Raw genomic sequence first — 15972 nt, forward strand, 5'->3', positions numbered from 1 at the left:
GGAGCTGATTGTTTTTTTATTCCTATTATCCTTAATAGGATCAGGTTCATTGCCTGATAGGTAGTGTAAAATCGTTTTACCCGTATTGTTATTATGTATTAATAAATTTAGGAATTCATCTTATGGATGAAACAAAATCGACAAAATTGTTAACTAAACGTGTAATCATTGGCGTAGATCAAACAATTGTGCAACACAAAGGATCGCTTAGCATACAAGAAGACGATTATATTGCACTCGAAGTTCCTGTTGCATTAGTGTACAACGGAATCTCTCACGTTGTTATGATGGCAAGCCCTAAAAATTTAGAGTTGTTCGCTGTCGGATTTTCTTTATCCGAGGGCATTATAGAGTCTTCTAATGAAATTCGCAGTATTGAAATTGTGGAAAGTTGTAACGGGGGCATTGAAGTTCAAGTTGAATTATCAAGCCGACGCTTTATGGGATTAAAAGAGCGACGCCGCAATATGACAGGACGTACTGGCTGTGGTATTTGTGGAACTGAACAACTAGAAGAGATTTTCCGACCTATTACACCGTTACCTTTTACACAAACGTTCTCACTTTCAAATCTTGATAAAGCCTTAGAGCAGATGACAACCGTTCAAGAAATCGGTGAGCTAACGGGTTGTACACATGCTGCTGTTTGGTTGTCGCCAGAAGGTGAAATGCAAGGAGGATGTGAAGATGTCGGGCGTCATGTCGCGCTTGATAAGCTTTTAGGTATGAAAGCACAAGAAAAGTGGCATGAAGGCGCGGTATTGGTCTCAAGCCGAGCAAGCTATGAAATGGTACAAAAAGCGGCTATGTGTGGTGCAGAAATTTTATTTGCTGTTTCTGCTGCGACCTCTTTGGCGGTTGAAGTTGCTAATAAATACAATGTTACGCTGGTGGGTTTTTGTCGTCGCGGAAGAGCGACGGTATTTACGCATCCACAACGACTGACAGATTGACTAAATCAAATGAAATTTTTAAAAATAGGCGTAAATCGTTTTATGTAACAATTTACACCTATTTAATTTTCTCTTTTATGGCCACAATGCCCCTAATTTGTAATCCCACTCTTTAGGTTTGATAGGGATACGTCCTGCATTTGGGGTAAAGGTCATTTCGCTAAAGATAAGCCTATTTTCAGACATTAAAAAATCAACTCGACAATAATTAAAGCCATTTGCCATTTTAGCGGCTAATTGCAACATATTTTCAAATTGAGTTGGTTTTTCAACAAGTTCTGGTGTGTTGGGATCTTCTAATGTGATGGGTTGTAACTGCCAATTTGTATCGTACACATTTATATACTCATTCCCTTTGGTATCAGAAATATCAATTTCAGCATAATGAGGCTGACCATTAAAGCAGTGAAGACGACAAGTCGTTGGTATCATTGGATTTTGTGTATCAAATAAATCAATATATTCTTCACAGATAATTTGAGCTTTGATGTTTTTATAATGCCATTCACGAGTGACGGGATAGAGATTACGTTTTAAATGAAATTGAAGCTTTTGCTTTGCTTTTTCAAAATCAAAAGTTGCTTTATCAAGGCAGATAATTGTACTACCACTATCGTGATTACATTTGAGTACAAAACGTGAAGGAAGTTGAGGGATATCGATTTCATCAGGATGAGAATAGGTATTAATGATAGGAACCAGATAGTGCGGACCAATCCTTTCGATGACATACTCTCTGACTTTGATTTTATCTGCTAAGCGCGTATAAATTGGATTTCTATCGAATAGCATACGTGCATTGATTTTTTCATTAAGTGATGTCGGTATTTTAAAGTTGGGTTGATAACCTAAGTTACGAATAAATTTATTCTTTAAATACACTCGATCAGGCAATGCGATAGTTCGAAACTGTTTGAAGTAGTATTCTATGATTTTCATAAGCTAATGATTATTTTAAATAGATAAGTGAAATAAAAACTAACTTTTCTGTGGATTAAACTTCTATCTAAAGAAATAATTAAATTAAATAGAAATTAAGAGAATAATGTCAGTTATTGATATGCTTATATTTTTTATTTATATAAACTTAGAAAGTATTAATGTAGGTTAATATTCAAAGTGCTTATTTTAATAAAAGAAAAAATGATGACATTAAGAGAGAGTTAACAAAAAGGAATATTGATTAAGAATATATTAATTTGATGACCATTTGGTTATATGAATTGGTTTATCCCAATTATTAAAGCGTAATCCTTTGCCTGTTCTATTTCCGTGAGCATCTAATATCTCATAGTACTCTTCAACGATTTGGCTACGACCACGTTGCCATTCATTGGTTGTTGCAAAAGGATCAATTAAATAGATATCACCGACAACAGTATATAACTCACCTAAATAGCGAACTTTTTTTGTACTACTATTTGAATAGTGAGAAAACATAATTTGGTAGGTTTTATAGTGTTCAGGCTGACCATAAGGACCATATTTCATTGCAATATAACGGATACCTTGAGGATCAGAATGGCTTGCACCACCCGGAACAGGCATATCTGGCGTGATATTAAAAAGAGTATATCGAGAGGTTGCGGTCGGTTGTCTTAATGCTTGTCGATAACTTTGCGTATCAAGCCTAGAAGATCCCCATGTTCTATCCACCAGTCCATCTCCTGAATAACAAGAGAACGATAATCCTAATAATGAAAGAATTATAAATAGGGACTTAGCAGACATAAATACTCCTTGATTGCCATTATGATGCCAAAAAATAAGGTATTTGTTCCGTGAAACAGAGATGTATAACCCTGTTATTTCTAGCTGTTATCTTATTTCATTCCAAAAGGTTATCAAAAGTAAAGAATAAGTGCTTATCAATGCATTTTTTGGTTATTAATTTTATTTATTTATTTTATGTTAGAATAATAATAAAGGAAAATAATGTAGGATTAATGATTAATCATGGATACACGTTTATTGAACGCATTTGTTGTTTTAGCTGAAACAGAACATTTTGGTGAAGCCTCATTAAAGCTTTGTATTAGCCAGCCGGCACTCACTAAACAGATAAAAACGCTGGAATCTCAATTAGGTATCACTCTTTTTCAACGTGGACGTCATGGTGCAAAATTAACGCCTGAAGGTCAGTATTTACTGAATCAATCTCAATCAGTTTTGAGAGAAGCCCGAGTTCTAGAAAAACAGGCTCGTCAATTAAGTGAACCCCAAAAAGCAGAACTTTATGCAGGATTGAGTTTGTCCTCATTAAATTTTATTACGCCAGTATTGGCAAAATTTAATCACGCTCACCCTGATATTACCGTCCATATTGATGATATGCCTTCTAACAAAATGGAAGATAAGTTGCTTTTAGGTGAGCTTGATCTTGCATTTTCACGCTTACCCGTTACAGCGCCATTAAAAGGTATTTCATTAGTACAAGAGCGATTAATGTTAGCAATCCCCACGCAAACTATTCGGGTGTTAGAGGTTGATGATGATCCATTACACTACTTTAATACGCTTGGGCTTATTCAGTTGGTGCCTGAAAAAGGAAAAAAACTGCATCAACAAATCGATGATTTTTTGCAGCATCATCAAATAAAACCCCGTGTATTACAGCAATCGCAAGATATTCAAACGCAGTTAGCGTTAGTTGCTGCTGGATTAGGAATGGCATTGGTGCCTAAAAATGCAGAACTTATTTGTGACAAACAAAAAGTCACTTTATTGCCACTGTCAGGTTTGTATACACAATGGGAAATAGGTGTTATTTGGAATAATAATATTCAGAATAAAGATCGTGATATTTTTATAAAAATAATTCCTGAGGAAATAAATAAAATATAGTGAATGAAAAAAGACTTTAATTTTGGCAATGATTATATTTTTAAAATATAGCTTATAATAAAGCTAAGACACCTAATAAATATTAATTAGTTTTGAAACGAATAAAGATAAATAATTGCGAGTTTGTTCACAAAAATAAACATAAAATATTCTTTGTTTTTTTATGTGTTTAAATAAAAAATTAAGTTAAATCATTTAATTAATTTAATTCTCATAATATAAGTAAGGTTAATTAAAATCTTTTTAATTAAAATCTGTTATTTACAATAAAAGCGATTTATTTAATATTACCTACGCCAGAAACAGCAAGCTTTATATTCGAAAGTGAAGCTGTAAAGATAAAATAGTAATACCTCTGTAGGTGGCTACTTATTATTTATAATAAGTAGCCACACCCTCACACAAATAATATGGAAATTATTATGAAGAAACTGAATAAATTAATGGGTGCACTGTTTATATTAATGGGCACTCATGCTGTACAAGCAGAAATCCATTCTAATCAAAGCGGGCCTTTAACGACGATGGAAGTGGGGGCAAGTGACCCTATCCAACGTGGTGATCATCAAATGCCTGGTGGTGCACCAGGTGTTGGTATTAGTACCGTCGGAGGTGGAAAAAAAATTGGTTTTGCTTCGCTAACATCGCCAAGAATGAGTGGTGGAGCGGATACTCATGGTGTTTATACTATTCAACCTAATGCTAATTCTCCCTCAAGTCACAGTAATATGGGCGTTTTTCATTTTGCTAAAATCACGGATGCTAATGTCTATTTTGGTGACTGGGCAAAAACAACATCAGCAACGGATGCGACACATCAAACCTATTATGTCGGTAAAGATGTGACAACCACATTACCGACAGATAGTGCCACTTATACGGTAACAGGTATTAGCCAATACACTGGTAGTAACTTACTTTCAGGTACGTTTGATGTTGATTTTTCACAAAAGAAAATTGAAGGTTCATTAGCGAATAGCCAACGCACAGTTGAGTTAGAAGGTGGAAATCTTTATACCGCAAATAACCAAGTAACGTTTTCTGCAGATGCGAAAGAGGGCACAACATCAGGGGTTGTTGAAGGTGCTTTCTTTGGTGAAAGCGCAGAAGTGTTAGCGGGTATTGTGGTGTTTAGTTCGGATCACACAAAAGATATCGGTTTTGGTGGTACGAAAAATAGCAGTGAAAGTGAAGAAACACCAGCAAGCACGGATGCTTCTTAATTTTTTCAAAAATAATATTATAAATTTGTTTGGTAATACAATCGGTTAATTCTTTTAAAAGTGGTATTAGTGGTCATTAAGCTAAATGTTAGAAACAGATAATCTGGTATAGGGTTATCTGTTTTTTTTTATCAAAAATAAACCGATCTTAAGGAATAGGTCGGTTTTTATTATAAGGATATACCATGAATTATTATCGACCTTTAATAAGACGGTTATTGGCTTTACTACTCATTTTATTATCATTGAATAGTATGGCGATAGAAAATAATGATAAATTATTGCGTGATCAATTTAATAAAAGAAGTGTCGCGGAAATTGGTCAGCAACTTTACCACTATTTGCAACAACAGCAGTGGCAAAAAGCCGAACAATTATTGCTTTATTATCAACAACAGCCTCAATATGAAGTCTTGCTTGTCAATTATGCAAAGGCGTTACTAGCACAAAACAGAGGCGATTTTTTAAACGCTGAATTTTATTATCAGCAGCAACTTAAACAAAAAGCCGATTTTATTCCAGCTCAAACAGGGTTAATTCAACTTTATTTTCATTTGCGGGAATATAAAAAAGCACAGCAGCAACTTAATCAATTAAGTAATATGGTTGATTTACCTAAAGATATTATCCAATCTATTGAGTTTTATAGGGTTAAGTTAGCCTCTTATTTTCAAAGCCAACGTTTCTATCAACTTAGCTTCTTTTATGATGATAATATTAACCATTCACCTGATTTACCTGAGCAAATCGTCTCTCAATCTACTCAAAGAAAAGTGACGCTAAGAGGTGCTAAACCCATTGCATCAACAGGCCTTACTCATTATTTTTCTTTTTATCAGCCTTTTATCATTTATTCTCATCATACTTTTTCTTCTTATAATTATGTACGATATATAGATTATCACTCCCACCGTAGCGCTAATTTTTTTGCATTATATACACAATTGGGTTATCGCTATCAAAAACCTCAATATCAATGGTTAATAACACCTTATTACGAAATAAAAAAATCACAAGGTCAATATGAATATCAAGCATGGGGAAGTGCAACACAATTTTTTTATTTTTTTAATAAAAAGCAAACTATTAATTTAAGTGTGGATTATAAAATAAAGAAATATCAAAAAACGTTAAATAATTTAAATAGTCAGCGACTTAGTTATAGTACTAATCATAACTATTATTTAAATAATAGAGTGCATTTAGTTAATCAATTAAATTATCAATCAGGTCGTAAAAAAAACACTTTATTAAATTATCAGCTGTATGGTATAAAAACAGGCGTTTATTATCCATTGTTAGAAAATTGGCAAGTATCTCTTTTTTTACAGTATCAACTTAAACACTTTAATAATTATAATCCTTTATTAAAAAAGAGAAGAAAAGATAATAGCTTTGTTTTTACAACTAATATTAAAAATAAATCACCCTTTATTTTAGGGTTTTACCCCGCAATAGAATTACGTTATACCCGAAGATTAAGCAATGTGGATTGGTTATATCAGTATCAGCAACATGAAGTATTATTTAAATTAGAAAAACAATTTTAATTAAATAAGTTACTTCCTTTATCAATTGAATAGGTAAAACAATGCATATAATGCTTTTTAGAAAGCGGAAAATTGTTTCAATCTTCGTTTCTCTCTCACTATTTTCCCCTTGCTTTTATCTGCAAGCCAAAGAAGATAAAACCGATCTTGGTCATATTCAAATTTCAGATAATAAAGAAAAAGATAAACAAGGGTATGCTCAAGTGTATGAAAAAGATGTCTCTAATGTTTATTTAGGCAAAGAACTATTAGAGCGTTATCAAGGGGTATCGCCAGCGGACTTACTAAAAAGCGCAATTGGGGTTTATAGTGGTGAAGCGCGTAATGGTGGGGCGCTTGACCCGAATATTCGCGGTATTCAAGGACAAGGGCGAATTCCTGTTACTGTTGATGGGACAGAGCAGGCGATTACTGTTTATCGTGGGTACAGTGGTGCCTCTAATCGTAACTATATTGATTCTAATCTGATTAGTAGTATCTATATTGAAAAAGGTCCTTCATTAACCCCAGATATGAAAACAGGGATTGGTGGTGGTATTGCAATAAAAACCCTAGATATCCGTGATATTGTGCCTATCGGTGACTCTTTTGGGATTAATTTTAAAGGAGATATTAGTAATAACGCTACACGGTATAAAGAAGTTTATACAAATATGATTGAAGATTATCGCTATTATCCGAAATTCTATCAGCAAAATGCTTACATTATTGATCCTGCCTTAGAAATCACCCCTCAAAAAAGTAAAATACAAAATTTTCAAGATTATTCATTTCGTCTTGGGGTAGGTTTTGAAGAGGAAAAATTTAATTTATTATTTGCTTATGCATTACGAGAAAAAGGAAATTACTTTGCAGGAAAGAGAAATGCTAAAAATTATAGTGAAACAGATAAGGATTTACTTGAATCAGTTCATGTAAAAGATGGGGGAAGAAACTTTGAGCCTTATTTGCCTTTTATTGCTCATATTTATCGCCCAAATAATGAAGTACCGAACACTTCCAATCGCAGTCGCTCTATTTTAGTTAAAGGGACATTATTTCCTGAATCAATGCACCGTTTTTCCATTAATTACCGATACACAGACTTACTGTTTGGCGATATTATGCCATCACGTTTAAGTTGGGTTCGTTATGATAAAAATTTGGTAAATCAATGGCCGTTAGGAAATATTACACAACAAGCAGGAGTATTAACTTATCAATATAAACCAGAAAATAAACAAGCAGATTTATTATTAAGATTGTGGGGAAATTTAACCACAGGACATACCAATACTCGTGGTGGTAAGCCAAGAGAGCCAAAAAAAGTTGATTCGTTTGCTAATAGAAATACCGAATGGGAACTCAGTTATGATACTGGATTTATTGATACTTCTTCTCTGTATCAAGAAAATAACCGTTACGGTATTGATTTATCTTCGATATTTAAATTATCACCTCAATTTTCCATTTCATTTTCCAGTCATTATCAATTTGAAAAATTAAATAGTGATGAAATTGATGTACCTGAGGGGCTTGATTTTGTTACCGCTGGGCGAGCGGGGCAACGTCATGAAGTCAATTTAGCCCTTTCCACTGATTGGAAACCGCTTTCTTGGTTAGCCATTACTGCAGGTGGCAAATATCATTATTATCATTTAACAGATACTTTTTTAAATAATAAGCGGAAAAATAAAGTAAAGGGTTATGAGAAATCTCCCTCAATAAGAGGCTTTATTCTTCCTTATCGACGCACATTAACCGCTGAGGAATATTTATTATATAGGGCTTACCATAGGGTAGAGATAGAAAGCTTACCTGAAGAGCTTAAAAATTATCGACGTTATCCAGAAATAAACAAAAAAGTGCGTGAGTTTTTACGATCTAAATTTGTTTATCCGGAATATGAACAATTATTACCTGAAATAAAAGAAAAGATTATTAATAGTAATAAAATTAAAGGTGTTCAGGTTAATATGATGCATGATGATTTTCTTCGAGATGAACAAGGAAATCTCAATATACAATCTTCTCAAGAACGTCCTATGCTCACGGAATATACCGTCATACTTTATGACAAAAATGGCGAATTATCCAAAAGCAACAATATGTTCTTAAATGGTCATCTTAATACTAATGAAAAAGTACCCGATCCAATTACAGGTAAACGAGTTAATAAATATGAAATGGGTGTGACAAATCCAATCCCTATTTATCTTGATGATGATAAAGATAAATTTGCACCTGAGCCTAGCTATCAACATGGGGCATTTTCACCTCTAGTTTCTGCGACGGTGTATGCCAACGAGATATTACGTTTTTATGGACGCTATACTGAGCAACTGCGTTTACCTAATTTATTTGAAGATACTAGCGGGTTTTCAGGCTCTAAAGCTCGTTATTACGGTTTTAAATTAAAACCAGAACGCGCCAAAAGTACAGAGTTTGGGGTCGTGTTTGATTTTACCGATTGGCTTAATATAGAGCGCCATGCTGACGTTAAAATTAATTATTTTTATACCAATATTGAAAATGTGTTTGATAGAGATGCGAATTGGCAAATTAGGCAATTTGAAAAGCAAAAATTAGAAGGGTTGGAAGTTCAAGCGCGTTTTGATAACGGTTTTATCTTTATGGATACCGCTCTTGTTTATAGTCATAAAAATAAGGTATGCGATAAAAATGCTTTTAGTAACTATGATCCCTTTGGTTTCTTGGGTATTAAAGAGTGTATGACAGGGGGGTATCCCGGTGGTTTTTTACGTACCTCTATTCAGCCTAAATATTCAGTTAATTTACATTTAGGTACTCGTTGGTTAGATAATAAATTAGAAATAGGTAGCCGTTGGCTCTATTCATCAGAAGTAGAAAACAAAGATGAAAAATGGCTAAAAGAAAAATTACCAAGAGAAATGTATGGCAGAAATAATAACCCGATGCGTTGGGCAAAAGTCTTTACCGTTGATGCCTATATTAACTATCAATATAGCCCTAATTTATCTTTTGAAATAACGGGCAGTAATTTATTAAACGAATATTACATTGATCCATTAACGCGATCAGGTATGCCCGCACCGGGAAGAACGTTCCGATTAGGTGTTACTGCACAATTTTAATTAAAAGAGAGTAAGGAGCTTTTATTTATGTTGGCACTTTCTGTCAGGCATCCGCTTAATATTTATTATTGGCTAATAGGGATATCGTTAGTTTATATCACCATATTAAGTTGGGTGTTACGTTCACTTTCTATGACAGAAAGTGCGCACCATATTCATCAGCAACAAGAAAATACATTATCCGTTTACCAAGTGGTATTTTCACCTCCCCAACAATCGACAGTCGTACCAGAGGCTTTAGTGGAAACGGAACCTCAAGAAACGCCCGTTGTTTTACCAAGTACCGATAAAGGGGAGTTTGTTGAAGTACCCAAGAAAATACCTGAAAAACCCAAAGAAAAACCTATACCCATAAAACCAATCACACCAGTGAAGAAGCCTATTGTACAAAAAAAAGTAGAGCCAATGAAACAGCGTGATTTAGAAAGCCAAATCGCGCAAACGACATCTGGATCATCGGCAGAAAGCTTAACGCAACATACTGCAAGCTCGTTAGCAGGAAGAAGTCACGCATTAAGCGAGAAAGGAATAGGGCAAGGTGAATCTGACAATCACTATATTAGTTCACTGCGTCGAGAAATAGAGCGCCATAAACGTTATCCCTCACAAGCGCGTCGTATGCAACATGAAGGTCAGGTAGTGGTGAGTTTTTCACTAACATCAGAAGGTACGGTTTCAAGGGTTGAGATAGAAAGTACTTCAGGTATTTCTTCTCTTGATAATGCGGCCATTGCGGCGGTTAAACGCGTAAAACCCATTGGCCCTAAACCCGAAAGCCTATTGAACCCTTTAATTGTTGCATTAGATTTTCAATTAAATTAATGAGCTAACGAAAACACCTAAGTGTGATTTTGACTTAGGTGTTTTTATTAGAATTGATGGCTAAAACAGCACAGTAATATCCGCTAATACCGTATCAGGTTTAGAAAAGTGTAAATAAAAATAAAGATTGGATTCGTTTTCACGTATGAATAAATAGTCTAATTCAAGCTGATAAGTACGAAAATAGGCTTTGTTATTTGTTACTGGATGATTAAGTAGAGGCGTTATTTTATAAACGACATTGTCCTGATTTAGGCCAAGCGAAAATGTATTTGAAGCAATTAATGTGCCGTTAATGGCATTACCCGTTCTCACTGAAACTGAAAGTGACTGTTCACTTTCAGCTGCGCACTGTAATAACACCTTCATTTTTTGTGAATTATCTGTTTTTCCAATAGTTTCTTCTGAAGGCAAGCAAAAATAGGCTTCTTGATTTAACAAAATACAATTTTTACCTACCAGCATATCACTATACCCATACTGAGCTTTACTTAGTTGCGTATCAAACCCATGATTTAAATCCAGTTCATAGCTTTTTTGTGGTATCGGTAAGTGGTTTTTAGTTTCTAGCGTAAGAGACGCATAACCGTCATAAAAACGGAATATAGGTGCCGATTCTGTTAGCCAAGCACCAGAATCATCATGGCATTGTTTGCCATTATGTCGGCTTAAATAAAGGTTTACGCCATTAAAACAGTAACCAGGAATATTGAGATAAGACTTGTTCTCGCGACCGCCTTGACCAATGGTAAAACTATTATTGTTTACGTCATCAAGTACCATATAGTGTAATGCCCCCCAAGGGGTGTCAGAAATATAACGTACAGAAGGTAAAATTTGATTGGGTGATAAATATGACTTACTGCTATCTGGCGTAAAAAAGGTTTCTGTTTTTAATACATCACGGCTATCACCGGTTACACCATAACAGCCTTCATATTGAGAACTATCTGCTATTTTTTCAATACTTAAGTAGTTGTGTTTAATACGAATAACGGCATCAATATGAGAATAGGTTTCGATACTCTGTAACATTGATGTTCGGTGTAATATATCTTTGCCTATATCAAAATAAGCTTTGTAATAGCTGATTTTAGGATCATGGCTATAATCGTTTCCATATAGCTCTAAGCTATTCCAACGAGAAAAAGGAATGTTAAATTCGATTTCAAAACTCTTTTTTATCCAAGTCTGATAAAAAGATAATCCTGATATATAAACACCAGATAAAAAGGTATTACTTTTATTGTAATCATCTTTAAATACACCAGAGGTTTGCTGATAAATTGTAGTGTGAATAGCACTATTAAATTTATCTATACTTTCTCTTAATGTTTTTAGATTGCTTTTAAAGTAATTATCACTTAACTCGAGTTTATCTTTATTGGTGAGAATATCGTAGTGTGCCGCAACAAAAAGGGCGCAACAGTGACAATAAAAAGGTAAGCCTGCTGATTGCGCTAAATTTAATACTAAGGGTTGTTGAGAAACAATAGTAGTAATGACATCATCAAAACGGTTGAGTACTTGTTCCCGTAAATCTTGTTTTTGTTGAGCCGAATAACGCATTGTGGGATCAAGATAACGAGCAAGTGAATCAGAAAATAACTGATAAACGTCAGATATTCCCTCTGTGGTAAGTTTGATTATCTTAACGTTATTATCAGCGATTTTAGCGTCAATAATACGAGAGACATGTTCGATAATTTGATTAGCTAACGAACTATCTTTCATATTTTTATTCATCAAACCAAAGAGCGCAGAGGTGATTTTTGATAATGCACCACCGACAACAGGGATTAAGCCAATAATATGCCCGATGACGGTTTGCCCTACAATCATGGGGGCATTTAAAGGATCTTGCTCATTGAATTTATCTACAATGGTGGGTAAGACATTACTGTTGCGGTTAATCATATCCAACATACCTTCTTGGAGTTCTTGGTAGTCGATACAGATTAATGGCTGTGTTGTGGGTAGTGATGAAGGACTAATGGCGACTTTTAATGGGTTTAAATACATAACAAACGCTCCTTGTTTAAAATTAGTTCCATTGTTCGATTAATTGAGGTTGTCCTGATAGTCCGTTATAAACAGCAATAGAGAGTTGTGAGCCATTAACTCCAACAGATAAGTAATCCCCTTTAAATAAAGCGCCACTGTTATAAACGGGAACATCACCAAATATTTCACTACCACCATAACGGTTATCTTGCCCAACATAATGCGTATGGCCGACGAAAACCGCTTTCACGCCATAATGCTCAAGCATATATTTAAAGAATGAGAGTTCTTCTTGTGAGGAGTTTTCAGGAAAATGTTGGTGACCATCATGAAAGTTTAAAATAATAGTTTTATTGCGATTCCGTGCTTGGATTAAATCTTTTTCTAACCAATCAATAGAGTCTGTCACATTAATGGTTGATGCTGCCCAGTGGTCGAGTACGACATGATAAGTGGGATAATTTTGTAATTGGACAAAATGAATATCGCCATATTCCCACGAATACGCTTTACTGCCTGAATATTCGCTACTGTCATATCTAAAATTACCTGAAGTCGAATAACCACGGTATTCTTCAATACGATAATGCATATCAAATACCATGCCTCGTGCACAAGCATTCATACTTAAATCAGAATTACTGGGTTCGGAGCAATCACCCACGTTATTTTGATAATCGTGATTACCAAGACCAACATAAGTAATAAACCCTAAGGGGGAAGGGGCAAAAAAAGAACGAAAACTTTCACGTTGATAACGGCGACCAAACTCCGTCAAATCACCATTAATAATGCCAAAAACAAAAGATTTTTCATGGTGTAATAATTGAATACTATCCCTTACTTTTTTTATCGTTGATTCCCAACGAGATTGATCATCATTAGGATCATTATTATCTAAGTCTAGCCTCCAAGGCTGAGGATCTGACATCACGATAATATTGTAGTTTGTTGATTGTGTTGCACTCATAATTAATTTCCTTTTAAATGTGTTTTTCTCCCTTTATTTTTTGACGGAAATTTAAAATAAGCACAATATTAAATATTGTTAGTTAATTATAATTTTAATAACAAATGTCTTTATTTTTATCATTTTAAATGCCCAATATATGATTTTTTAAATATAAATTATCTTCTAATTAAATTAATTTAAAATATCAATATTAGCGCTTATGGATATACCTTAGATTGATTTTAGATAATGTCTTTTGAGGAGATAAAAAAGCGGCTTTAGCATGACTAAACACCGCTTTTAGATTTGTGTTAGCATAAATAAATTACGCTGTTTTCGGCCATTTATTGGCAACCCAAAGCCCACTCATTTTCATCGAATAACCAAATAAAACACCAACGATTAATGAAGGGATGGTTTGAGCTAAATCCCCTTGTGCTGCAAATATTGTACATGCCCCAATAAATGTGCCGGGGATATAAGCAAGTAATGCACTTTTAGCTTGAATACACATCACAAAGGCAATAACACCTGTTACTGCATACCCAAAAATAGATATATCACTAAAGACTTGGCTACCATAAATAATCGCTAATGCCCAAATTACGCCACTCATAATGGTTGCCATAGTAACGGCTAATCCTTTAATACCCTCTTTAGGATAAGCAAAATAGGCGGTACAACCTAAAAAGCCAGCCCAGCTTAATAAGTCAAATTGATTAGCAACAAATGCCCAAATGGCAGAAAGAATGCCTGTTGTCAGTGCAGTAAAGTAAAGCGTTCTCACGATAGACTCTTAAATAAAAGAGGGATATTTACCCAGTTAACTAAAAACGAAGTTTAGCATTATCATTAGTTGATTTACTATATTTAGATCATTAAAAAGCATAATTAAGATGCGTATTTATGCGATATTTAAAATCTATTTTTATTAGAAAAAAATAAAGAAGAGAAAGTAAACGTTTGCGTTGTTGAAATAATTAGTTAATTAGCAAACAAATAAACAATTATTATTTATTAATATGAATATAAAAGATAAAAAGAAAATAAGTGAATTCTTTTTAATTTACTCTTTGTTGAAAAAATTCGTTACCAAGTGCAATGTCGATCGCTTATTATTTACCTGCTATAACCATTAAAAGCATATTTACACGGTATAGCAGGCCAATCTTAGTGATTACTTCCCGATACAGAAACTAAAAATGTAAAAATACTCAAAGTGTTAGAAAGCTATTGGCGCACATGTGGAGTGCAACCTTTTGTTAGGTTTTACCATGAAGAACCCTTTATTGAAAGGAACGAATCGCTTCTGGAGGTAAGTTTTTAGGGATATCTCATGCAGTAAACTCTCTTATTGTTGCGAATATTTCGAATATTGATTTTTTCGAATATTTCGGATAATGTTGTGATGTACTGATTTGTATAATCTAAATTTGAAACTAGAGAGAAATACGATGAATACGGTTACAAAATTACCAAGCGCTGAAGAAATTGCGCTGGCTAAGCTTGGTAGTCAAGAGTTGTCAGCCGTAATGGAAACCAATGGCGGAGCTCAAAGGATCAATGTTATCGATAAGTTAGGTAAGACTCATGAAGTCATGATCCCATCAAGTGCATTAAATATGATGATTGAGGTACTTACTCAATTAGGTCAGGGTAACTCTGTTAGCATTACACCCATTCATGCCGAACTAACAACGCAAGAAGGTGCTGACATGCTAAATATGTCTCGTCCTACATTTATTAAGCTCTTAGATTCTAAAGAGATTCCGTTTAGTCGCACAGGTAACCGTAGGAAGGTAGCCTATGCTGACCTTATGGAATACAAAAACCGTTTAGAAGAAAACCGACTGGCAGCTCTTGCTGAACTATCCGCATTGGATCAAGAAATGGATATGGGATATTAATGACATCATATACGGTGATTTTAGACGCATGTGTTATGTATCCTGCTCCGCTTCGCAGTTACCTAATGTATTTATCCAACACTGGGCTATTCAGAGCACGATGGACAGAGCAAATACATGATGAATGGATTCGTAATCTTATCAAGAACAACCCAGATGCCGATCTTGGGCGGCTAGAAAGAACCAAGCAGTTAATGAACGCTCATGTACCTGACTGCTTAGTTGAAGGTTATGAGTCATTGGTTGATGGTTTAACTTTGCCAGACGTTGATGATAGACATGTTGTTGCCGCTGCTATTAAAGGACGAGCAGAGTCTATCATCACCTTCAATCTAAAAGACTTCCCTACAACGGAGCTTGATCCGCTAGGTCTTTCTGCAATACATCCAGATGAGTTTTTATGTGATATGTTTGAGCTAGATAGCAGTGCTTGCGTCAAGGCTGCCTAGCAACAACGAGGTTCGTTGAAAAGACCACCAATGACTCAAGATGAGTTTTTAGCTTGCTTGCAAAAGCAGAAGCTTCCAAGTTTCGTCTCAAAATTAAAGAACTTTAAGCTTATGCTTTAATAGAAATAGTTTTATAATCAAGATCACCAAGCATGTTTGATCAAAATACGACT

General features: G+C 34.6%; 13 protein-coding genes. 8 read left to right on the top strand and 5 right to left on the bottom strand.

Annotated features, from left to right (window positions below; all coding sequences use genetic code 11):
- The first annotated feature begins 122 nt into the window (after nt 1-122).
- A complete protein-coding gene (gene fdhD / locus ACWPWK_RS10045) occupies nt 123-953 on the top strand; it encodes a formate dehydrogenase accessory sulfurtransferase FdhD (protein ID WP_109373346.1) in 831 nt (276 codons plus the stop codon).
- A 75-nt stretch (nt 954-1028) separates the two neighbouring features.
- Here fdhD and ACWPWK_RS10050 read toward each other — a convergent pair whose 3' ends face one another.
- Together ACWPWK_RS10050 and umoA are read right to left on the bottom strand one after the other, a co-directional pair.
- Complete coding sequence (locus ACWPWK_RS10050) at nt 1029-1892, bottom strand: ATP-grasp fold amidoligase family protein (RefSeq protein ID WP_109373347.1); 864 nt, start codon at nt 1890-1892, stop codon at nt 1029-1031.
- A gap of 255 nt (nt 1893-2147) precedes the next feature.
- Complete coding sequence (umoA, locus tag ACWPWK_RS10055) at nt 2148-2684, bottom strand: UmoA family flagellar biogenesis regulator (RefSeq protein WP_109373348.1); 537 nt, start codon at nt 2682-2684, stop codon at nt 2148-2150.
- A gap of 225 nt (nt 2685-2909) precedes the next feature.
- Between umoA and ACWPWK_RS10060 the strand changes: the two genes are divergently transcribed.
- The 5 genes from ACWPWK_RS10060 (at nt 2910) to ACWPWK_RS10080 (ending at nt 10487) form a co-directional block, all read left to right on the top strand.
- Nucleotides 2910-3797, top strand: coding sequence for a LysR family transcriptional regulator (locus tag ACWPWK_RS10060; protein ID WP_109373349.1), 888 nt, complete (start codon nt 2910-2912; stop codon nt 3795-3797).
- A 422-nt stretch (nt 3798-4219) separates the two neighbouring features.
- On the top strand, nt 4220-5020 hold the full coding sequence (locus tag ACWPWK_RS10065) for a Slam-dependent surface lipoprotein (RefSeq protein ID WP_109373350.1): 801 nt from the start codon (nt 4220-4222) through the stop codon (nt 5018-5020).
- 185 nt (nt 5021-5205) lie between these two features.
- Nucleotides 5206-6570, top strand: coding sequence for a porin family protein (locus tag ACWPWK_RS10070; RefSeq protein WP_109373351.1), 1365 nt, complete (start codon nt 5206-5208; stop codon nt 6568-6570).
- A 41-nt stretch (nt 6571-6611) separates the two neighbouring features.
- Nucleotides 6612-9665, top strand: a complete 3054-nt coding sequence (locus tag ACWPWK_RS10075) for a TonB-dependent receptor domain-containing protein (protein ID WP_109373352.1) — start codon at nt 6612-6614, stop codon at nt 9663-9665.
- A 27-nt stretch (nt 9666-9692) separates the two neighbouring features.
- Entirely contained in the window at nt 9693-10487 is a 795-nt protein-coding gene (locus ACWPWK_RS10080) for an energy transducer TonB (RefSeq protein ID WP_109373353.1), read from the top strand.
- Nucleotides 10488-10547: 60 nt separating this feature from the next.
- On the opposite strand, the gene ACWPWK_RS10085 is transcribed toward ACWPWK_RS10080, so the two are convergent.
- The 3 genes from ACWPWK_RS10085 to ACWPWK_RS10095 form a co-directional block, all read right to left on the bottom strand.
- Nucleotides 10548-12509, bottom strand: coding sequence for a hypothetical protein (locus ACWPWK_RS10085; RefSeq protein ID WP_196573842.1), 1962 nt, complete (start codon nt 12507-12509; stop codon nt 10548-10550).
- 22 nt (nt 12510-12531) lie between these two features.
- A complete protein-coding gene (locus tag ACWPWK_RS10090; RefSeq protein ID WP_109373354.1) occupies nt 12532-13461 on the bottom strand; it encodes a metallophosphoesterase in 930 nt (309 codons plus the stop codon).
- Between the two features lie 307 nt (nt 13462-13768).
- Entirely contained in the window at nt 13769-14230 is a 462-nt protein-coding gene (locus ACWPWK_RS10095; RefSeq protein ID WP_109373355.1) for a DUF1097 domain-containing protein, read from the bottom strand.
- Between the two features lie 667 nt (nt 14231-14897).
- Between ACWPWK_RS10095 and ACWPWK_RS10100 the strand changes: the two genes are divergently transcribed.
- Nucleotides 14898-15350 (top strand): helix-turn-helix domain-containing protein, encoded by a 453-nt coding sequence (locus ACWPWK_RS10100; RefSeq protein WP_109373356.1) that lies wholly within the window; start codon nt 14898-14900, stop codon nt 15348-15350.
- Entirely contained in the window at nt 15350-15799 is a 450-nt protein-coding gene (locus ACWPWK_RS10105) for a PIN domain-containing protein (protein ID WP_244185060.1), read from the top strand. Before ACWPWK_RS10100 ends, ACWPWK_RS10105 begins: the two co-directional genes overlap by 1 nt.
- Nucleotides 15800-15972 lie beyond the last annotated feature (173 nt).

It is taken from the genome of Proteus sp. Marseille-Q3619 (assembly GCF_965283115.1).